Source organism: Sphingopyxis sp. (genome assembly GCF_016793825.1).
GTDB lineage: Bacteria > Pseudomonadota > Alphaproteobacteria > Sphingomonadales > Sphingomonadaceae > Sphingopyxis.
Genome location: NZ_JAEULM010000015.1, coordinates 17198 through 38532, shown reverse-complemented (window position 1 = coordinate 38532; position 21335 = coordinate 17198). Strand labels below are relative to the sequence as shown.

Here is a 21335-nt window from a genome sequence, read left to right as displayed (position 1 = left end):
AGCCGGAAAGCATGGTCCCAACGATCAGGCACCGCACCCCAAGGGTGGGCGGACATTAATCGGAACGGTGGGCGGGATCAGCTCGGAATCCCGGGCGGGAATTCCTCGGAATGGTGGGCGCGATCACCTCGGAATCCGCAGATGTTCGATCGACACGAGAACTGGACCATCTCGCACAGACGCACAATCGCCGGAATTCGTTTTGCAGGCGCAGCGACCTTCCCGCTCTATGCGATGCATTTTCCGCTGTTGGCGTTGCTGGCGGTAGCGAGTCCCTTCGATCGATCGTCTATGCTGCACATCGCCTGGCTTGGTTCGGGCGTTGCAATCGCCATGATTTTCGTAACCCCGCTATGCGACAAGCTGCGCGACCGGTTGAAGACGGGACTCCGGATGCGACCGACCAGCGACTAAGAGCCCGGTGAGCTTCGAAAATTCGCCACCCACAATCTGAACGACAAGGCCAAAGCAGACGCGAGAAAGCCCCCCTGGTGGCCGCCCGATGGAAAAGATCTTGCTGTCTTTCGCCTGTGAGATATCCGTCCAACAGTGATCGGAGCGCCCCATCCCAACAGAAAAAGGCGACCCCAGAGGGCCGCCTTCATCCGATACCTTCGCCGCGATTCAGGCGAATGAGGGTGAGGTAAACTCACGCCGGCGGCGCATGCCGAAGCCCACGAGGCCGAAACCAAGCAGCATCATTGCCCAGGTGGCAGGCTCAGGCACCGCGTTGATCGTGAAATTGTCGGTCTCAAACGCATTGCTGGACGACGTCAGGCGAAGCCTCGCCAAGGCCGTTACATCCGAGCCAGTCAGGTTGAACCGGACAACGGGATTAAGGTCGGGGGCAGTCTGGTCGCCATTTGCGGGATTGAAGATGTCCGAACCCGTAAACTTCTTGAGAAGCCCCCCGCCCGCATCGAGAAACTCGAGGGTGTTATAGGAATCGACCGAACCCCAGATGAAGCTGACATTATAAATGTCGCCGAACGAGGTCAGGTCCATGATCCCGGTGGCGCCGTCGGTCGGTCCAACGGTCCAGAAATTCCCCGTGCTGCCGAGCGGTTGCGCGCTCACGCCGGAGACCGATGTATTGGTGACCTTGCCACCCGTAACCGGTGCAGAGAGCGAATCGAAATCATACGTCGGCGGCGGCCCCGTATAGGGCACGGTCCCGGGCGTGACCGATCCAATCACAATGGCAGCATTGGCACTCACAGGAAGAGCAGCCACCGCCGCCGCGGCTACGGCAATTTTGAACACAAAGCTTCGCATCGTACATACCTCCTAAAAGGCGACCTATCCGCGCGACTCGCTATTTTGTTACGGAATTCACTGTTTTTAATCGAAATTCGGGAAAACGCGAATCATTATTACAAATGGCGACATCCCCTCAAGGCCCTGATAATCCGACGGAACTCGCTCTACCCGATGAATGGAGTCCCGGTTGGGGACAACCTCCGCCACTCCTTTTCGAATTCCTGCTTCAGAAGCCAATCAACCGTTTTGGCAGCGTTTCTTCCTGACCGTTCAGGAATGGCGGCGCTGATCGCGATATCCACGGCTGTGCCGGCTGGCGCCGCCCGCGACACGGGCTATACTTGATCGATGACGACTTCATCACGCTTCCGGGCGCCCCATGCAGTTTAGCGACTATCTGTCGTCGATCGAACACGCCGACATGGCCGACTGGGTGACCGTATTCGCCTATTTGATCGCCGCTGCGATTTCCGCAACCGCCGCCTCGAAAGCGTCGCTGAGACGCGAACGGCGCGACCATGCCTTCTGGCGCGCCACGGCCATCCTGATGATATTCCTCGGGATCAACGAACTTCTGGACCTGCAGACACTTCTCACCGTGATCGGCCGCGCCAATGCGGAGGCTTATGGGTGGTATGCCATCCACCGGACGGTGCAATACTACTTCGTGGCAGGCTTGGCAGTCTTCGCGGCTTTCGCTGGAATCGCGGTGCTCTGGCTGACGAGAGGCACGCACGTCGCCGTACGCATCGCGCTGATCGGCCTCGGCTTCATCGGCCTCTTCATCCTGTTGCGGGCCGCGTCATTTCATCATCTGGACGACCTGCTCGGTCGGGGATTCAAGGCGTTCAGCCTATGGATGATGCAGGAACTTCTGGGCATTCTCATCGTCGCCGGCGCGGCATGGCTCTATTGTAGTAGAGCAGTCAGGGTAAAGGCTCATTGAAATCTGGGCCAGACCGCCGAGGGCGGATTCCCCGTTTCTCGTCAGTGACGCCCGGTTTGCAGTGGCCTCCACGGGGGCATCTCGTCTTGTTAAAAGCAAAGATCTGCTGAAGACTCTCCGCGTCGCGCGATGGCCCGCGTCGCGCGATGGCGCGACAGGCAACCCGGCCGCGAGCTCGTGATGACGATGCTCAAGCCACGTTTCAGTCGGCCTTCAGATATTGCTTCATTAGCGAAATTCGTTCCGAGATGGCTGTGTCGCGATCAAGCCGATCACCGCTTGCCGCGGCCTGCACAATCAGATCGACGAGTTCGTTGCGGTTCAACGCATAATGCTCGACGATCTCGGCGAGTCCTTCCACATCGCCGCGCTCCACAAACGCTCCACCGCCGGCTTGCCGAACGAGACTGCGTGAATAATCCGTCCCAAACCCAATGAGCGGCGCGCCGGCAGCAAGCGCTTCGACCAGGCAGCGGGGCGACTCTTTCGTCATGTGACAGAATAGGAACATATCCGCCGATTGGAGCGCCGAAAAAACGGCCTCGCGATCGGCATTTCCAGACAGCTCGCAACAGGACGTCAAGCCGCGATCCTGGACGACGCCTTGCATCTCGTCCAGCAGTTCCCCTCCGCCGAACCAGGTCGCGTTGAACTCGATACCCTTGCCCCGCAGGATATCGAGCACTCCAAGCCATTCCATCGGCCCTTTCATCTCGGCCGCGCGGCCAGCGTACACAATTTTAAGTGGAGCTCCTTGCCGAACGGCGGCAGTCTTGCGAGCGAGATTCTCGTGTGAGATCTTGTCCTTGTCGGTGACCTGGATGTTCAGAACCGGGAATATGTTGGGCGCGATACGCTTATATTCGTTGTAAACGTCTTCCCCCTGCACAAGGGCGAGGCTGCTGTTCCGCAGACAGCGGAAATACTTCGGCGTATGATATTTTTGCCAGACAAGCTTACGAAGCTTGTTCGGACCAAAGGGCATCTGACTCCAGATATAATTCGTCACTTGCGGCAGATTCCAGTCGGCCTCCATATTATATTTCTTTTTGAGATCGATACACATCTCGGCCGCGAGCGTGGACCAGTCGAAGGCGGCGTGCGGCGATATAAGGATATAGTCCGCAGACTCGATCTGCTCCCGCAGTATCCTCTTCACTTCACCGCGTCGGGCGATGTAACGGTCCTCGCGATAAGGCTCGGGCAGGACGATAAGATTTAGCCGTTCGGATCCGGCTACATCTTCCGGATCCCTGGTGCTCGGAAAGGTGCCGGTCTGCCTGCGCGCTGGGCAGGCAACGGTGACCGAATCGAACTCACGCAGATACGCTTCGACATTGTTGGAAAAATCGCCGTCAAGTAGCAGATGCTGGCCCGACTGTTCGACGACCGTGGGAATGACGAGTAGCAATTTTCCCCGATCTGACGTTGCCATCTCTACCCCTTCCGCTGAACGCACAGCCATTTCTGGGGACGAATCCCAATAGCGTCAAGGATGTGCACCGGCCGAATGCCGCGCCAGAGGCGTCATACACTGGCTCAATATGAGACGAGCGTCAGACCGGGCTCTCCAATGACCCGAAGCATCCCGATCGGAAAGGGTGACAGGTCGTCCTAATTTCCCTGGCCGACGACACCAGTTCCAATGTCGCGCGCCCAAGCCCTAACGCCGCATTAACCATCGTGCGCGACGGAATCCTTATCTTTCTTCGGCATCGTCAGGGACATGATGTCGTCGCCTCTCCCGACACGCCGGGCGCGCCCATGGTTTGCAGCCGTGCTGTTTGCAGCCGCCGCCGTGCCAAATACCGCGCCGTGTGCAGTCGGCGCTGCAAGCGTGCGCACATCCAACGCGAAGCCTGCATCGTTTCAGGACGATATCTGCCGCAAGGCCCCCGCTCTTGCGGCCGTTTCGTCGGTCGGGCTCGCCGCGCCGGCGCCGGCGGCTCCGGCGCCCAGCGCGCTCGACCGTATCCGCTTGGCGCAGGAAGGCGCTGCACCACCGCCCGCTGCCGCTTTCCAGCCTGCGTCGGCCGAGAGCGGCCCTTCGCCCCGGTCGCGGGATCACTGCGCGCCGATGCCGATCAGCAGGATGACCGATGCGGCCGATGGCAATTCCGAACTTGGCACGACCGCAATCCCCGTCGACCGCACACGCTTCGACGATCGATGGAACCGCGTTCGCCGCGCTCCACCCAAGCGCCTGATGCAGAGCGAACTCGAAAAGGCGCATGTCGGGGACGGCCTGGTCGAGACGGAAACGCTCGATCGCATCAATCTGTGGGTCAACCACCGCCTTACCTACAAGACGGACGCGCGCAATTATGGGCAGGACGACGTCTGGGCCACCGCAGCAGAGACGCTCGCACGCGGCAGCGGCGACTGCGAGGATTTTGCGATTCTGAAAATGCAGTTGCTACGCGCTGCGGGCATTGGCGGCGACAGGGTGAAGCTGGTTCTTCTGAGGGACCTTGCTCTCAACGCCGACCATGCCCTCCTCCTCGTGCGGTCCGGAGCAGGATGGGTCGCGCTCGATAACATGACCGATCGTATCTATGACGGTGGCCGGGCAAATGCGGTCCGGCCCATCATGTCTTTCAGCGGCGAACGCCGCTGGGTGCATGGATATCTCGACACGCAACCTGTTCAGCCGATTGCCGCCATTCCGGCAGCAACAAAAGCACCGACGGCGACGACGGCCGACAACGTCGCCTACCCGGTGAGGCAGTCGTATAAAAGCAGCATCCGCGGCCGGGAACCGAACGATGTTCGCGCGGCGAGCGTCGCGATCGCTCGCCATGCGATCGCACGCTATCGGTGGCTCCTCGGCGGCGAGATCCGGCCGGCGACATAAAGCCCGTCTCCGCGATCCTCATTGCAAGATACGGAGACATCGGGGTTTTGCCCCGCAGGTTCAGCTGTAAAGAAAGGTCCGAATCGGTTGCGCTAGCGTCGCGACTCGGAAACCCCATTTTGAGCGCTCCGTTCACCCAAATGCAACGCAAGAGTTAACATATTTCCTTAACATTATCGGTATTTGACCGTTTGAAGTCACTCTTGCGCCTGGGGCGCTATCCGGAAGGATTGTCGCACTTTCCCTTTTTTCCTCGGATGTGCTAAGCATAAGCTGTTGCATTTGCTACGGTTTGGCGGCGAGCGCCCGACCAAGAGGGGGAGAAGCCATCGCGTGGGGCGAATTTCGGTCATACCTCTTAGGGGGTAATGGTGCGATTCTGCATGGATTCCGTAAGCTGCTGGTATAACCATTATTGCAGCAATTGGTTTTGAAAGCACTGATCTTAACAAATCTTAACAGAGAGAAAGGAGGATCGGCGAAGGTCGCCGTCGATCGAACCTCACAGTCTAGAAGGGTTGCCTTGACTGAGAACTTCAGGGAGGCGGAAAATGTCGAAGGTTATTTCCATTTCGATGCTCGCAAAAAACGAGATCGCACGTGAGGGACTGCGGCAGATACTTTCGGGTGAGAGTTTCACCATCGAGGCTTCGGTTTCGGACGTATCGGCACTTTTGAATGCACAGGGGCAAATTCTCCGCGACAAGGCCGACCATGTCATCGTGATCGATGGCGCCGGCGGCAATGGGCGGGATGCTTGCCGCGAAATTGCAGCAAGGCGAACCGAGGCGCGCATCGCGCTTCTCCTTGACCAATATTCGTTCGAGGAAGTCGTGGAAGCGTTTCAGCTCGGCGCGGATGGTGTCATCATCAAGGAAATTTCGTGCGCTCCGCTGGCGGAATCGATCCGGCTTGTCGCCATGGGCGAAAAAGTGTTTCCATCGCAGCTCATCACGAACATCACGAACTGGATTCCGACGGCCGCAGCGGGCGACTGGAAGAGCAGCGCCTCTGCGGTGGGGCTGTCCGAACGCGAGATCGAGATTCTCGAAAGCATCATGGCCGGCATGGCGAACAAGGTGATCGCCCGCCAGTTCAGCATCTGCGAAGCGACGGTCAAGGTTCACGTCAAGGCGATCCTGCGCAAGCTGGGCGTCGAAAACCGCACCCAGGCAGCGACCTGGGGAGTGAAAAATGGTTTAGGTGAACCGGTGCAGCTGAATTTGCGGGAGGTGCGGCCGGTGCGGGCTCTCCCCAGGCTGTCGCCGGTGACCGGCCGGGCCGCCTGAGGCCTGCGACGAGCGGGTCAGGCGCACGCCCCTGCCCGTTCCCTTTGTTCGGAACCTCCTCGAACCGACGGCGCGCGTCCAGCGAAACGCAGCGCCGCCGGTTCGTCAACGTTCGGTTAAGGCCTCCGAACGCGCCCTCAGGAACGGCTTGAACAAATAGCTGAGGACGCTTTTCTTGCCCGTTATGACCTCGACGTCGCAGATCATTCCCGGGGTGATCGGCAAGCGGCGACGTCCGTTTTTCAGGTAGGCCAGGTCGGTCTCGACGACGACGGTGAAATAGGCCTCCTTCGCCGCCTCGTCGTAAATGCTGTCGGCGGAGATCTGCACGACCTTGCCAGACAGGCCTCCATAGATCGCGAAATCATAGGCCGTGACCTTGACATTGGCCCGGTCGCCAACCTTGATAAAGGCGATATCGCGCGGCGCGACGCGCGCTTCGACGAGCAGCTTGTCGCCAACGGGCACGACCTGCATGATCTTTTGCCCGGCCTGGACGAAGCCGCCCTCGGTCGTAACCTGTACGTCGTTCACGATACCCGTCGCGGGCGACCGGATCTCGCTGCGTTGACGCCGACCCGCGGCACCGCGGAGCGATTCCGAATTCACCGCCATCTTCGCCATCAGCTGATTGCGTTCGTCGAGCGCTTCCTGCCGGAACTGGTTTCCCGCCTCGGACGCCTGTGCCAACGCCTCGTTGATCGCCGCGGCCGCCCGCGAGGCGCCTTGTTCGGCGGCGGCGAGCTTGCCTCTGATCTCGGTCGCCTCGCGCTTGGCCGCCAGCAACTCGGTCTGCGGAACGATCGCCTTCGCGGCGAGCGGTTCGAGCATATCGACCTGGCTTTGCGCCAACCCGAGGCTGGATTTCAGCGACGCGATCGTCGCCTGCGCTTCGCTATAGTCTCTCCGACGTTGTTCGACGGCCGATCCCAACGCCATCTTGCGACTGCGCAGCGTGGCGGCGCGGGCCGACTGAAGCGCCGCCTCCTGGTTGCATTCGGCGGCCGTCTTTCCAGTACCGTCGGCGCAGCCATAGCTTTCGGTGCCGCTTCCTTCACGGCCCAGGCGCGCGGCGCGCGCAGCCAGCGAGCGGTTTTCGGCCTCAAGCTGGCCGAGTTGGGAGGATGATTCGGTGTCGTCGAGCCGAACGAGCAATTGCCCCTTCTTGACCGGCTGGCCGGCCCGAACGACGATATCGAGGATCGTCGCGGGCTCGGACGACTGAACGATCTGCGCCTTGCTGGACGGGATCACCCGTCCCTGCCCGCGCGTCACCTCATCGACCTTGGCAAAGCTTGCCCAACTGGTGAAGACGAAAAGCCCGACCCCCGCCGACAAGATGACCCGACGTGTTCCCACATAAGGGCGCGATCTGATCATGAACCATTCCCCGTACCATTGATGTCATATTCGCCGGCCTGTTGCTGCGCCATCATGCGCGAGGCACGGCTGGTTTCCTCGAGCGGCGGCAGGGCAAGTTCCCAGCCCTTCGCCGGATCGATCCGTCCGCCATCGTCATTTTCGGCCCGCCGATCCTGCAGCGCCAGAGCGCCACCTTCGGCCGACGCCTTCACCAGCCCATTTTGGGTGCCGCCGCCGCCCGGTCGCACAACGGCACTGCGCGGAAGGATCGCGGGAATCGCTTCAGACCCGCTGTACTGGCCCGAGAAAGCACCGGGCATTCCCCACCGGCCGGGCCAGCGATAGAATATGTGTGCGCCGATCTGCGTGATCTTGACCAGCTTGGGCGCCCAATACGGGGATACGTAGTTCGCGTGATAGTGGGTGGAATAACCCACGGTCGCGTCGACATATCCATTGAGCGCGGCCAGCGCGACCTCTTCCGCCTCCTTCCAGGCACGCGGGTTGGGTCGGCGATTGAGCGAGCCGTCGCAGGTGAAGCTGAACTGACAGACGGGCCGGTTCACGCCCTGATAGACGACGCCGCAGACCGACTTGGGAAAGGCGGGGTGCGCGGCGCGGTTGAGCACGACCTGCGCAACCGCGCGGCGGCCGGCGATCGGTTCGAAACCGGCTTCATAATATACCGCCTGCGTCAGGCATCTGATCGCGGTAAGCTTCGTTGCCTCCCCGATGTTGACGGGATGAAACGGTCGCGCCGCGACCACCGGTCCGCGGGTGAACGGAATCGCTTCGTTGAGCGAAATCGCCTTTTCGGGCGCATAGGCCGGGACGGATGCATTATCCCCCGTCAGTTCGATGAGCTGCTTCATCTCGGCGTCGGGGACAAAGGGCTGCGGGGTGTCCGTGTCGGAATAGCCGTGATCTTCGACGCCCAGAAAGTCGAGGACCCTTCCCCACAATGTTTCGGAGGTCAGCAGCGAGACCAGCACCGCGATCCCGACCAGCCACAGGATGGTACGGCGATGGTCTTCGCGCGGCGCGGGGCCATAACGTCTGACCGCCGTCGCGCTCATGGCATCGCCCGTTGGGCCAGGATTTCGTCGCGCGGACCGTCAGCGACGATACGGCCATTGTCCATGACGATCAGTCGATCGACAAGTCCGAGAACCGCCATGCGGTGAGTCGCGACGATCAGGGTTCCCGAGGACGGAACAGCGGTGCGGAGCCGATCGACGAAGAGTTGTTCGGTCTGGCTGTCCATCGCGCCGGTCGGCTCGTCGAGGAACAGCAGATGTGCGGGATTCATCAGCGCCCGCGCCAGGACGAGGAAGCTTCGCTGCCCGCCCGACAGCCGGGCGCCGCGCTCGCCGATATGAAAATCGAACCCCGTCGCATCGCGGCCGAGGAAGATGTCCGCGCCCGATCGCCTGACCGCGTCGATCACCTCGGCATCGCCGACGTCGCTCGCGCCTACCAACAGGTTCTCGCGCACGGTGCCGCTGAACAATTCGGCATCCTGCCCGACAAAGCGCAGCGTCGATCGCAGGTCGTGCGGGTCATATTGTCGGCTTTCGAGCCCGTCGATGCGATAGCTGCCCGCCACCGGATCATAGAGGCCGCAAAGCAGCCGGCCCAGTGTCGATTTGCCGGACGCGACGCGGCCGATCAGCCCGATCCGTTCGCCCGGCGCAATGACAAGATTGATGTCGGAGAGCGATTCCCGCTCGGTGTCGGGATAGCAGAAGGCCACATGGTCAAGCTGCAGCGCCCCGTCGCGCACCTCGGGCGCAACGGACAGCGCACCCTTTTCGCGCTCGTCGTCCTGATCCATCAACAGCTGCAGGCTGTTCAGCGTGACGAACGCCTGCCGACCGCGCGTCATCAAGAAGGCAAGCTGGCCGACCGGTGCAAGCGAACGGCTCGCGAGCATGACTACCGCGATGATCGCGCCCATCGAGATCGCGCCCGCGTTGAACAGATAAAATCCGCCCATGACCAGTGCGATGCTGGTTCCCTGCTGGCAAAGCGTGGCGAGGTTGACCGCCGTCGCCGTCAACTTGCGCATTTCTTCCTGCGTATAGGCATTCGATGCCGACAGCCGGCGCCATTTGCCGAGCATCCGACCTTCGGCGCGGCAGGCCTTTACCGTCTCCAGACTGCCGATCGATTCGATGAGCGTCGTCTGGAGCAGGCTGGCATCGACCTGCGCGTCGGCGACCGCGGCGCTCATCCTGCGCTGCAACCGCCAGCCCATCATGAGCATGATGGCCGCCGCAACGATCGGGATGACCGCCAGCCAGCCGCCGATCACGGCGATCAGGGCGACGAAGACGAACAGGAACAGGATATCGGTGACCAAGACGATGGTGGTGGACGCAAAGAAATCGCGCACCTGTTCATATTCGGTCACGCGCCGGGCGAGCGCACCTGTGCTTCCGCGCTGGGTGGCGAGCGGCAGGTTCAGCACCTTGTCGAGCAAGCGCTGCGAGAGCCGCGCATCGATCCCGCGTCCGACCTCGTCGATCAGCCCGGTTCGCGCCAGCCGGAGCGAATATTCGACCGCGATGGCAAAGACCGCGCCAAGTGCCAGCACCCAAAGGCTCGACGCCGCCTTGTTCGGGATGATGCGATCATACACGTTCATCGTGAACAGCGGCATCGCGAACGCCAGCAGGTTGATCAGAAGCGACGCCAGCATCACGTAAGCGTACTGGTCGCGTTCCTTGCGAACCTCACTCCAGAACCAGTGCTTACGCGGCGCCTCGTCCCAGGGCCGTTCGCGGGCCGCCTCGCTCGCCGGGTCGTGGCGCACGACGACGCCCTTGCCCGAATATACCGTTTCAAGATGCGCGCGCTCGATCTGGATATCGTTGCTGCCCGCCGGCAGGCGGACGGTACAATAGTCGGGGTCGATCGCGGTGACGATCACGGGCCTGTCGTCGGAAAGGAACAGGATGGCAGGTACATCCTGGTCGCTCCACCCGCCAAGCGCACGACGGACAAGGTGGCACCGCAGCCCCACCGCTTCGAGTGCGTGATCCAGTTGATCGAGCGGAAGATGCCCGTCTTCGTCGAGCGCCAGACCCTTCTTCACCCGTGCTTCCGAAAATGGCCGCTCGAACATTTCCGCGATCCGCGCGACCGCCCCCAGCAACTCGTCGCCATGCACCGGGTCTGCCGTCCAGGCGTCGAAGGTCGCCCGCGGCGGCGCCATGCGGCGCGCGCGGCCTGCATGAGCCGGATAATTCATGTAGGATCCCGCAGCGATTCCGGATTCATGTCAGGCGCCGGTGCCACCTTGAAGCGTTCGCGGGCATTCGCCGTCGCGGCCTTCGGCGGTGCGACCTCCATCGCGTAAAGCAGGTCGTTCAGCGCCGCGAGCAGCTTGAACTCGGCGTAGAATTGCGCGAACTTCGCCGTCTCGGCGCGCACCTGGACATTGTAACGGGTGTTCTGCGCATCGAGGACGTCGAGCAGCGAGCGACGACCGACGTTGAACTGCGCCTGATACGACCGCAGCAATTCGTCCGAAACACGGCTCTGTTCTTCCAGTTCCTTGACCAGCCTGCCCTGCGCGTCCCACGTGTTCCACGCGACGCGAACATCCTCCTCGGCTTCGCGCACCATCTGGTCGACCCGGAACCGGGCTTCGCGCTCGCGGCGGTTCATTTCCTGGACTTTCGAACGTTTGACGCCGCCGTTGAAGACGTCCCAACGCATCACCACGCCCGCCTGAAGGTCGTTCGTCTCGCCCCGAAAGCCGTCGATATCGTCGCCGATCCGCGCATTGCCTTCGAGCGAGAGCGTCGGCATCATCTCGGCCTTCGCCTTCGACACCATGGAATGGGCGCTATCGAGGTCGGCCTGCGCTTCGCGCACCCGCGGATTTCTTTCGCGGGCACGCGCCAAAGCCTCCTCCAGTGTCCCCGGAATGGCATTGGCCAGCGACGGCGGCAGCGCGGCACCGTCGACAAGATCAAGCCCCGTAAGCGTCCGGAACGACGCCGCGGTGTTGACAAGATCGAGATTGGCCTCGGTCAGCCGCGACTGGGCCGCCTGCTGGCGCTCTTCGGCCTGCTGCTGATCGGCAATGCTCAGCGACCCTTTCGCCACGCCTTCGCGCAGGTCTGTCACCAGCTTGCTGTGGAAACCGATATTGTCCTCCGACGCCGCGACGATGCGTTGCTGGAGCAGATAATCGAGATATTGGCGCGTCACCTGCAAGGCGATGAATTGCGAGCGCTCTTCCACGCGGAACGCGGCACCGTCGGTGCGCGCGGCCTGCCGCTTCACTTCCTGCCGTTTGACGCCTCCGTCGAACAGCGTCTGTTCCAGCCTCAGCCCCGCTTCGGCGGGGTAGAGCTTGTCGTCGGCGATGCCGAGCGCCCGGCGCGTTCCATTTTCAAGCCGGCGGATACCGACCGACCCTTCGACCGAAATGCGCGGCAGGAACAGGCGCTGCGCCTGTTCGCGTTCGAACTCGATCGCGAGCCGGTTTTCGACCGCCTGATTGATCTCGGGGTTCGTCTGCATCGCGGTTTCGACAGCGGATTTCAGTTCGAGACGCTGCGCTCCGGCGGGACGGGCAATCACGACAAGCGCGGTGGCGGATAGCAACAGGATTGCGGTACGCTTTCTCGACATTCTTTGTCCCCTGCTTCTCATTCAGGCGCCTGTGAACGGCGCTTCTTCAAGCGTGACCGCTGGCGGCCGCCTGTTCGAGCTGCGCCGCGACATGTTGTTCGGCGAGGCCGATCATGAAGGCGTGGCCCATCGGCGCATTCATCTCGCTCGGCACGCCGCCGCCGCTGTCCGCGAGCAAAGCGACTTGCGGCAGCGGCCGTGCATCGACTGGCGCCGGACCCAGCATGGCGTCGAGGTTGACCGATGGTCCCTCCAGCGCGGCGCTCACGACCGCGGAAACGTCCACGGCCAAAGGAGCGCCCTTCCCCGCTTCGGCATCCACGACCGCCTGCGCTGGCATCACCATCTGGATCTGCTCGACGCTATGCGCCGCGTCGAATGCGGGCGCCGGCGCGGGTGCGGATGCGGCATCGTCGGCGGCGGGAAGGCTGGAGAGCGGTCGATCAGCCTCCGCCGCATCCAGCAACCGAGGAAGCTCCCCGCCGGATCGTTCGTCGGCGCCGGACGCATGATCCGAACCACCGTTCACGATCCGCGCGGCGGCGTGGCCGTTGGCATCGTCATGGACCAGCAGGCTTGCCCGATCGGCCGTGTGAATTGCGGAAGGCTCAGCCGCTTCTGCGGATGGCGCCAGCGCTGCGTTCGCCGCTATCATCTCGTTCGCCGGCGACGCCTCGGATGGCTGCGCGGCGAGCGGCGTCGCGGCGGCCAGCCCCGCCACGAGAATCGCGGCCGAAAGCCCCGCCGTTCCCGAAACAGCGGCTGCGCGTTGCTGCTCGGTCGCGAAATTGGTCGCAAAGGCAGCGTCTGCGAGCTTTCCGGTACTGCCATCCGCACGAGTAAAGACCGCCTCGCCCTTCACCTGAACCTCGCCGTTCGCGGCGGCATAGCCCTTGCCGTCGGAGGTTAGCGAAATGCTGACGATATTTGCGTCGATCAGGGACCGGAACTCGCCGGGATCGGTGACGCCGTTGCCGTTTGCATCGTGCCAGATGCCGAACTTCGCGAAATCCTTGTCCAATGCGTCAAGCTTGCCGTCGCCATTGCTGTCATAGGCGGCGGCCAGACCTTGAAGGTCGCTGACGCCCGGGCCGCCGAAAACCAGCTCCGATCCGTTGTCGATCGTACCGTTGCCATTCTTGTCGATCGCAAGCAGCCCGTCGTCGCGCCCGACCCAGGCCGTCGTCTCCGGCTGACCATCTCCGTCATAGTCGAAATGGACACCCGCTGCGCTCGATACGAACTCGACGCCGTCGCCATCCAGATCGACGGCAATCGGCGGAGCCAGCGCGGTGATGGTAACCGACAGGTTCGCGGTAACGGTGTCGCCATCGCGGTCGGTCAACACATAGGAAAAGACTTCGGTCGCGGTGACCGTGATCGGCGTCGGCGGCTGATAGTTGTATTGGCCGGTTGCGAAGTTGAGCGTCAGCGTCCCGCCCATCGGCGTCGTGACGGCATTCAGCATCGCGCCCGAGATGGTACCGCCGCTCGACACCGCGATGCTCGACGCTCCGTCCCAGGTGTATGTCGCGCCGCCGATGCTGATCGACAGGATACGCCCGCCGTCGGCACCAAAGGCGTCATTGGCGTCGAGATCGCCCGAAACCGCCGATGGCACGATGACCGCGAGCAATGTCGAGACGAGATCCTGGAAATCGTCAACCAGGATCGGGTTATTGTTCGGAGCATCATTGAGATCGACGTCGCGCAGTCGCTGGATATTGAGCGGCTGGAGCGGATTGTTGTCGATCCCGATCGCTGTCACGTTGACGTGGTTATTGTCGACGAAGCTGTTCCACGCCGTCGCCGTGGCGGTCGTCAGCGAATTGACGACCGTTGGCGGAATTCCTGCGAACTGGACCTGCTGGTTGGGGTTGCCATCGCTCAGGAAGAAGACCTGGTTGCTGGCGCCCGAAATGGCGCTGAAATTGGCAAGCGCAGTCTGGATCGCGCCGGTATAGTTGGTGTTGAGTCCGATCTGTTCGGCCGATGGCCGTTCGCCACCCGCAAGCGGATTGAGCGAATCGAGGTAGGCATTCGCTTCGGTCGCGCTCGCGAACGACGGCGACGCAAAGGAGCCCGACGAGAAGATCACGAACCGGATCGTCATCACGCCCGAACCAGCGTCGTCGAGCTGCGCCAGCGCGCCCTGAACCGCACCGATCATCGTATCGAGTTCGCCGTTGTCGATGCTGTCGCTGAAATCGAGGATGAAGAGCGTGTTCACATCCTGCGTCGGTTGTGTCGACGAACCGGTTTCTCCGACCGCGATCGGCGCGTCATCCTCGATGACGATCTGGATCGCGGTCGCGTTGGTCGTCGTCACCGTTCCATCGGACACCGATACGGGCACCGTGAAATTCTTGAGATCCTCGACCGCGACGGTCGGATGATCGACGGCATGCGACAGGGTCACGGTATAGGCGCCGCTCGGTGCCAGCGTGACCCGGATGACTTCGGTGCCGCCAGCCGAGCCGATCAGCGTCCCCGTTCCGACTCCCGCCCAGGTGACGGGGATGCCACCGGCAGTAAGCACCGCGCCCGGATCGCCGAGAGTTGCCGTCAGCGTCTCGCCGGCATCGGCGTCACCGATCGCCAGCGTGCCGGTCGCGACCGCGCTGTTCGTCGTGTCGAGCACCGCGTCAGGCAGCGCGTCGGGAAGCCCGCCAATCAGCCCCTCTTCCGAAACGCGCGCGATCGCGGTGCCGATGGTCGGCGCGTCGTTGGTGCCGAACACCGTGACCGCCAGCGTCGAGGAGACCGAAAGTGACCCGTCGCTGATCGTATAGGCAAAGCTGTCGACCAGCGTCTGCCCGGCGTCGAGCGCGTCGACCGCGGGCTTGTCCTCGTCGAGCGTGTAGGTGTAGCTGCCGTCGGCGGCGATGACGAGAGTACCGTAGAGACCGACATAGGTTCCGGCGGACACGACCGTCAGCGCCTCGAGGTCGGGATCGTTGTCGGCGGTATCGGCAAAGACGCCGAACGGCGCGCCGGGATGCGCGATGTCCTGCAGGACGTTGCCGCTCGCACTCGGATCCGATCCGGAGGCTCCATCGAGCACCCAGTTGGTGTCGGCGCGTGCGATCGGGAAATCGTCCGCGCCGGTGATCACGATCCGGATCGCGGCCGTCGACGTGTCGCCGTCGGCATCGCTGACGACATAGTGGAATGTTTCGACCAGCGTTTCCCCGGCATTGAGCGCGATGACCGCGGGATCGGCCGGATCGAGTTCGTAGCGATAGCTGCCGTCGGCGGCGAGCGTGATCGCGCCATATTCACCGGCGAAGGCCGCCCCGAGGGCGCCCGTATTCGCGCCGGACGATACGCTGACGACATGCAGATGACCGTCGGCGCCCGCACCGTCCGCCGCGCCATCCATTCCATTGTCGTCGATCCCGCCGACGCCCGTCAGCACATTGCCGTCGGCAAAGCTTTGCGCGTCGCGCGAGACATTGTCTTCGTCGTCAACGGCATTCGGCGCGTCATCGCGAATGGCGAAATGACCAGTGATATCGGCGGTCGACGTCGCCGTGTCGCCGTCGCCGTCGGTGACGGTGGCCGTCAAGGTGACAAGATTGGCGCCACTGAGGAACAGGGCCTGATCGGGCCCGGTGTCGGGGCTGTGGATCACCGCCCGCGACTGGTCGAACGTGACGATACCGCCCGGCGCAACGGAGATGCGAAACACCTCCTGCGACCCGGCGCGGCCAATGACGACACCGCCCTCGATCGAAAGCACGACCGCTTGGCCCGACAGCGCGTCGATCAATCCGCTCGGCCCCGCTTTCACGCCCAGCGTATAGGTCGCGCTCCCCGGGCCATCGGCTCCGAAATCGGTCGCCGCGGAAAAAAGCCCCGACAGATTCGCAGTCGCGTTCGCCGAAAAGTCGGACTCGTCGACGACAAGGTTCGGCGCGTTGCCGCCAGCCGAGACCGAAGGGCCGTCGTCGGCGAACCGGATATTGCCGCCAAGGTCGACCACCACCGTATCCGATATGGTATCGCCATCCCGGTCGGTGATCGTCGCCGTCCCCCGCAGTTCGACAAGATTGGCGCCCAGCTCGACGAGCTGCGCCACATAATCGCCGGGCGACCCCGGAAGCGGGTGATCGATCTCGGCGAACTGCGTCAGCGTGACGAGTCCGGTCGCGGCGTTGACCGCGATCGAAAAGATTGGCGTGCCGCCCGCGCTGCCCACGATCTCTCCCGAGACAAGGGCCAGCGAGACCGGCACGCCGTTGCTGGTCAAGACGGGGGTCGCGCCCGCCGTGCCCAGAGCAAGTGAATAGGACCATGTAACCTGTCCCGCTCCCGCAGGACCGTCCGCACCGAACTGCGCGCTCGCGACGGAAAATGCGGAGGCGAAGCTGGCGGTAGCGGTGTCGAACGCCGCCCCTCGCGTATCGCCGTCCTGCGTCGTCAGGAGGATGCTGTTGTTATCGATGCTGGCGGCATGGATCGACGGACCGTCATCGCGGAAGACGAGCGCATTGCCCATCGAGACGGTGGCCGACGCCTTGTCGCCGTCGCCGTCGGTGACGGTCGCGGTGAGTCGGATCAATGTCGAAGACATCGACACGCTGTCGTTCGGATTGGCGGGGTCCGAATGTTTGATTGCCCGGATCTGGTCGAGCGTTGCGGTGCCGTCCGGAGCAACGGTCAGCCGGAAGGCGACGGTTCCGGGTACGTCCAGCAGGCGTCCTTCGACGACGTTGCCCGTCGCCTGCAGGATGATCTTCGACCCCGTCGCCACATCGGTCAGCCCCGAGGCGGTCGTGACGGTAAAGCTGTATTCGGTGCTGCTTCCTGCCTGATCGGCGCCAAGGATCGTGTTGAACAGGATGCGGAAGTCGGCGGTGGCGTCGGCGCCGAGGTTTGTTTCGTCGACGACGAGCAAACCTGCCGCGGACCCGCCCGCGCTGATCGAGGGCACATCGTCCGAGACCGAGAGGTTGACCGTGCCCGAGGCGACGTCGCCGTCAGCATCGACCGCAACCACCGAAACTGAACCGAGATCGACCAGATCGTCGATCGACGTGTCGGGATGCAGCCCATAGTTCGCCTGCAGGGTGGCGGTGACGGTCGCAGTGTTTCCGGTGACGACGAGGTCCAGCGTGATCACGGGATTCAGGTCGGCATCGAGGCCGATGATCCGGGTGTCCGACTCCATCTCCCAGGTCAGCCCGCCGTCGAGCGCCGAAACATCCCCGAAGCCAATCGACACGATGGCGTCGGCGCCCTGGGTAAAGGCGATCGTACCGCTCGCCGCGACCGGTTGAACAGTCGGCGTCGAACCGCTTTCCAGATACTGGTCGTCGAGGACGAGCGTGACCGGCGCGCTCGCTTTCGGATCGGTGCCGTCGGCGATGCGGATCTGCTGCAACGCCGACGATGTGTCGCCGTCGCCATCGGTGATCGTATAGGTGAAATCGGCGTGGACCGGGAAGACGCTGGTCTGGACGACCGGATCGAAACTCCAGGCGCCATTGGCCCGGAAGGTGTAAGTGCCATTGGCGTTGGTATAACTCGTCGTTCCCGAAGCGCCGACCGCGACGTTCACGCCGCCGATGCTCACCGACGTGACGACCGCTCCGTCGGCCCCCTGGGTGTCGTTCGCAAGAAGATTGCCGGTGATCGCGGCAGCATCTTCCGCAACGGTGATCGATGGCGCCGATTGCGCGACCGGCGCATCGTCGAGGATCTGGACGTCGAGGCTGGCCGTCGCGCCAGACCCGTCGCTGTCGATGATCGTGACGGCAAAGGATTCGCCGAGCGCCGCGTTGGCCGCGCCGCTGTGGAGCAGGCTGTTGTCGGTCAGTTCATAGCTATAGCTGATGGTCCCGCCGATCAGGTCGCCGCCGGTATCATAGACCGCCTCGAAATCCGTGATGGTGAGGACGCCAAGCGCCGTCACGATCGTCAGGCCAGCGACAATATTCCCGTCGAACAACGTCTCGCCAGCGATGGTGATCGCCGATGCGCCATCAGCAGCCTCGAACGTGAAGCTGCCCGTCTGGACAAGCGCAGAGCTGTCGGGGTTCGACCCGTCGGGCAGGTTCGCCTCGGACACCGTCAGTTCGCCGCCGCCCGTTGCCAGGCCGGAAATGGTCACGCCATCGTCGCGCCCGCGGATCGTCACCGTCAACGTTGCGGTCGCTTCGTCGCCGTCACCGTCCGTGATCACATATTCGAAGACCTCGATCAGTTCGTCGTCGCTGTCGAGACCCTGCACATCGGGATTGTCCGGGTCGACCACATAACGATAGCTGCCGTCGGAATCGATCTCGAGCATGCCATAGGCGCCCGCGGTAACCCCACCCACGTCGCCGCCCGTACCATCGAACGATACCGCCGTGACGCTGGCACCGTCGGCGCCCTGAATGTCGGCCGCCCCGTCTGTCACATTGGCGTCGACGCCGCCCGACCCGGTCAGGACATTGCCGTCGGCGCTGCCGCCGGTCACGAGCGCGAGGAAATCGACATCGTCGATCGCGTTCGGGACATCGTCGACGATCGCGATGCTCAGCGTACCGCTCGCGGTGTCGCCGTCGGCGTCGGCCACGACCACGCCAAAGGTTTCCGCAGCATCGTCGCTGGCGGCCGCATCGGTCAGCGTATAGCTATAGCCGATCGCCGCCGGGCCGATGCTGGTGATGGTGAGCGTACCATAGGTGCCCGCGACGGTCTGACCCACGCCGGTGATCTCGACCCCGCCGATCGATACCTTGGCCGATCCGTCGATAACGGTGAAAGAGAAGGAGCCGTTGGTCGTCGCCGTTCCGCCCTCGGGATCCGATCCGAAGGCCAGCCCGGCTTCGGCAACGCTTTGGCCGTCGTCCGATCCACCCGGCAGTCGGATCGTCACGCCGCCATCGCCGACCGAAATCGTCAGCGTCGTGCTCGCCGTATCGCCGTCGCCATCGGTCAACTGATAGGTGAAGACATCCGCGACGCCGCCCGGCGTGCCCGGATTGCGGATATAGCTGTAGCTTCCATCGGCTTTCAGCGTCAGGACGCCATAAAGGCCGGTAACGGGGACGCCCGCCGCGACCGAGCCGCCCGCGCCCGATACCAGCGTGACCACGGCCCCGTCCGCGCCGGTCAGATCGGCTCCGCCGTCATTCTCGGCATCGGTGATGACGTTGCCCGTCGCCGGCCCGAAGGTTCCTCCGGGCACCCGGTCGATGTCTGCCGAAGCGATCGGCGCATCGTCGATGATGTCGATGGCAAAGCTGGCCGAAACGCTATCGCCGTCGAGATCGGTGACCGTCACGTTGATCGGCTGCGAGACGGCGTCGCCACTCACGTTCGTCGCGAGCACGAACGCATATTCGATCGAATCGGAATTGATTGTAATGACGTAGAAGGTGCCGGTCGGCAGCTCGATCGTCTGTCCTTCTTCGGTGACCTGAACGCCATTGATCGTGATGATGGCCGGTCCATCCGGCGCCTTGAATTCGATGACCCCGGCGGTCACGTCGGAGCTGTCGCCGGCCCGCGAACCTGGCGCTCCGTCTTCACGCTCGGACAGCCCCGCCTCGAAAACCTGCGTCCCGTCCTCGCCGGAAGCCGGCGTGACGATGCTGACCGCGCTGTCGCCAATCCGGATCGTCAGCGTCGCCGTCGACGTGTCGCCATCACCGTCGGTAAGACGATAGGTAAACACGTCCGACACGCCCCCCGGCGTGCCGGGATTGCGCAGATAGGCGTAGTTGCCGTCGGTGCCGATCAACAGGCGACCATATTGTCCGGCGATCGGCGCCCCCGCCGCGGAAAATTCCGTCCCCTCGCCCGATCGGATGCCGGTCACCAATACCCCGTCGGCACCGGGCGTATCAGCGCCGTCGGCGCCACTCGTCGTCCCCAAGCCGGTGATCACATTGCCGGTTTGCGGCGTGTAGGTCGCCGGCGCCGCATCGTCGATGTCGTCGCGCGCGGTCGGCGCGTCGTCCGTTATGTTCAGCGTCAACGTCGCAGTGGCGACATCGCCATCGGCGTCGGTGACGATGATCGTCACCACGTCGGTCGCATCCGGATTGGTGCTGTTGTCGGTCAGTGTGTAGCTGTAACCGATCGCGTCGGGCGCGATACTGGTGATCGTGATCTGCCCCAGTGGGGTAGCGATCGTCTGCCCGATCGCGGTAACGGCGGTCCCGTTGACCGACACGATGGCGGGCTGATCGATCGCGGTGATCTGGATCGTGCCGCTGATCGTCTCGCCCGAAGACCCGGCGTCCGAGCCCGCAGGTTCGGAGCCACGCTGCGGCAGCGCCGCCTCGGCCACGGTCGCGGTGGCGGAAATAGCCCCCGCCGGCTGATCGGGAGTGACGATCAGTATCTCAGGCTCATTGTCGACCGCGCTGGGGATCAGTTCGCGCTGTTCACGCTCCGGCAGGGCGAATTCGGTCGGCGGCAACAGGTCGCCCAGCCCGAAGGGGTCGCCGATGGTGCCCGGCGTTTCGGCGAAATTGCCGCCCGAGCTTTGCGGCGCTCCCGCCGCGGGTTCAGGCTCCTGCCCGGCGATCAGCGCCGCGACCGTCGGGGCCGGAATATTGATCGGGCCGATCCTGATCTGCGGGATGTGGAGCGCGCCGTCGACAATGATGAGGATCTGCCCGTCGGGCAGCGTGACGATCAGGTCGTTTCCGGCGAGCTTGATGGCGTCGAGCCGCGTACCGGGCGGCAACTGGATGACGCCGTCGATCGGCAGGACCCGTTCCGCGCTCGCCGCAAGAAGCATGGCAGACGTCGCCGCCGACGCGGCTGGAGGAATCGCGGCCACCCCGGCCGTTTCGGACGACTCCTGATTTCGACGTAGCTCCATCGCCCTGTCGGCCCCCCTGCACTTCCTGCTTGCGAGTGCGCTGCTGCGGCCGTTCCGGAGAATCCGTCAGGTCATGGGCAAAGCGCTCCCGCTTCCGGGTAGAAGACCACCCGGAACCGCGTTTTTCGCTGTTGTGATTGTGCCAGGATC

11 protein-coding genes are annotated in these 21335 nt (G+C 63.3%); 4 read left to right on the top strand and 7 right to left on the bottom strand.

Annotated features, from left to right (window positions below; all coding sequences use genetic code 11):
* Window positions 1-141: 141 nt before the first annotated feature.
* Window positions 142-414 carry a hypothetical protein gene (locus JNM03_RS03225; RefSeq protein ID WP_294034308.1) on the top strand — a complete coding sequence of 91 codons (273 nt, stop codon included), beginning with the start codon at window positions 142-144 and terminating at the stop codon, window positions 412-414.
* A gap of 210 nt (window positions 415-624) precedes the next feature.
* Here JNM03_RS03225 and JNM03_RS03220 read toward each other — a convergent pair whose 3' ends face one another.
* Window positions 625-1275 carry a PEPxxWA-CTERM sorting domain-containing protein gene (locus JNM03_RS03220; RefSeq protein ID WP_294034306.1) on the bottom strand — a complete coding sequence of 217 codons (651 nt, stop codon included), beginning with the start codon at window positions 1273-1275 and terminating at the stop codon, window positions 625-627.
* A gap of 406 nt (window positions 1276-1681) precedes the next feature.
* On the opposite strand from JNM03_RS03220, the gene JNM03_RS03215 reads away from it, so the two are divergent.
* Window positions 1682-2206, top strand: coding sequence for a hypothetical protein (locus JNM03_RS03215; protein ID WP_294034304.1), 525 nt, complete (start codon window positions 1682-1684; stop codon window positions 2204-2206).
* A 202-nt stretch (window positions 2207-2408) separates the two neighbouring features.
* Here the strand turns inward: JNM03_RS03215 and JNM03_RS03210 are convergent, their stop codons facing one another.
* The gene (locus JNM03_RS03210; protein ID WP_294034302.1) at window positions 2409-3641 is read right to left on the bottom strand and encodes a glycosyltransferase; all 1233 of its coding nucleotides are present in this window, start codon (window positions 3639-3641) and stop codon (window positions 2409-2411) included.
* Between the two features lie 402 nt (window positions 3642-4043).
* Here JNM03_RS03210 and JNM03_RS03205 point away from each other — a divergent pair, with 402 nt between their 5' ends.
* Together JNM03_RS03205 and JNM03_RS03200 are read left to right on the top strand one after the other, a co-directional pair.
* On the top strand, window positions 4044-5060 hold the full coding sequence (locus JNM03_RS03205; protein WP_294034300.1) for a transglutaminase-like cysteine peptidase: 1017 nt from the start codon (window positions 4044-4046) through the stop codon (window positions 5058-5060).
* A gap of 551 nt (window positions 5061-5611) precedes the next feature.
* Window positions 5612-6349, top strand: a complete 738-nt coding sequence (locus JNM03_RS03200; protein WP_294034299.1) for a response regulator transcription factor — start codon at window positions 5612-5614, stop codon at window positions 6347-6349.
* 105 nt (window positions 6350-6454) lie between these two features.
* On the opposite strand, the gene JNM03_RS03195 is transcribed toward JNM03_RS03200, so the two are convergent.
* Genes JNM03_RS03195 through JNM03_RS03175 form a run of 5 tightly spaced genes read right to left on the bottom strand, consistent with a single transcriptional unit; the run spans window position 6455 to window position 21185 of the window.
* Window positions 6455-7729 (bottom strand): HlyD family type I secretion periplasmic adaptor subunit, encoded by a 1275-nt coding sequence (locus JNM03_RS03195; protein WP_294034298.1) that lies wholly within the window; start codon window positions 7727-7729, stop codon window positions 6455-6457.
* The gene (locus JNM03_RS03190; RefSeq protein ID WP_294034297.1) at window positions 7726-8787 is read right to left on the bottom strand and encodes a cell wall hydrolase; all 1062 of its coding nucleotides are present in this window, start codon (window positions 8785-8787) and stop codon (window positions 7726-7728) included. Before JNM03_RS03190 ends, JNM03_RS03195 begins: the two co-directional genes overlap by 4 nt.
* Window positions 8784-10964 (bottom strand): type I secretion system permease/ATPase, encoded by a 2181-nt coding sequence (locus JNM03_RS03185; protein ID WP_294034296.1) that lies wholly within the window; start codon window positions 10962-10964, stop codon window positions 8784-8786. Before JNM03_RS03185 ends, JNM03_RS03190 begins: the two co-directional genes overlap by 4 nt.
* On the bottom strand, window positions 10961-12358 hold the full coding sequence (locus JNM03_RS03180; RefSeq protein WP_294034295.1) for a TolC family outer membrane protein: 1398 nt from the start codon (window positions 12356-12358) through the stop codon (window positions 10961-10963). The genes JNM03_RS03185 and JNM03_RS03180 overlap by 4 nt, the downstream gene beginning before the upstream one ends.
* Before the next feature lie 46 nt (window positions 12359-12404).
* The gene (locus JNM03_RS03175; protein ID WP_294034294.1) at window positions 12405-21185 is read right to left on the bottom strand and encodes a DUF5801 repeats-in-toxin domain-containing protein; all 8781 of its coding nucleotides are present in this window, start codon (window positions 21183-21185) and stop codon (window positions 12405-12407) included.
* Window positions 21186-21335: the final 150 nt, after the last annotated feature.

Bases quoted from the DNA above. Each gene is read 5' to 3' on its own strand.
- JNM03_RS03225 (WP_294034308.1), top strand. From the start codon at position 142: ATGTTCGATCGACACGAGAACTGGACCATCTCGCACAGACGCACAATC.
- JNM03_RS03180 (WP_294034295.1), bottom strand. From the start codon at position 12,358: ATGTCGAGAAAGCGTACCGCAATCCTGTTGCTATCCGCCACCGCGCTT.
- JNM03_RS03220 (WP_294034306.1), bottom strand. From the start codon at position 1,275: ATGCGAAGCTTTGTGTTCAAAATTGCCGTAGCCGCGGCGGCGGTGGCT.
- JNM03_RS03190 (WP_294034297.1), bottom strand. From the start codon at position 8,787: ATGAGCGCGACGGCGGTCAGACGTTATGGCCCCGCGCCGCGCGAAGAC.
- JNM03_RS03185 (WP_294034296.1), bottom strand. From the start codon at position 10,964: ATGAATTATCCGGCTCATGCAGGCCGCGCGCGCCGCATGGCGCCGCCG.
- JNM03_RS03200 (WP_294034299.1), top strand. From the start codon at position 5,612: ATGTCGAAGGTTATTTCCATTTCGATGCTCGCAAAAAACGAGATCGCA.
- JNM03_RS03195 (WP_294034298.1), bottom strand. From the start codon at position 7,729: ATGATCAGATCGCGCCCTTATGTGGGAACACGTCGGGTCATCTTGTCG.
- JNM03_RS03175 (WP_294034294.1), bottom strand. From the start codon at position 21,185: ATGGAGCTACGTCGAAATCAGGAGTCGTCCGAAACGGCCGGGGTGGCC.
- JNM03_RS03215 (WP_294034304.1), top strand. From the start codon at position 1,682: ATGGCCGACTGGGTGACCGTATTCGCCTATTTGATCGCCGCTGCGATT.
- JNM03_RS03210 (WP_294034302.1), bottom strand. From the start codon at position 3,641: ATGGCAACGTCAGATCGGGGAAAATTGCTACTCGTCATTCCCACGGTC.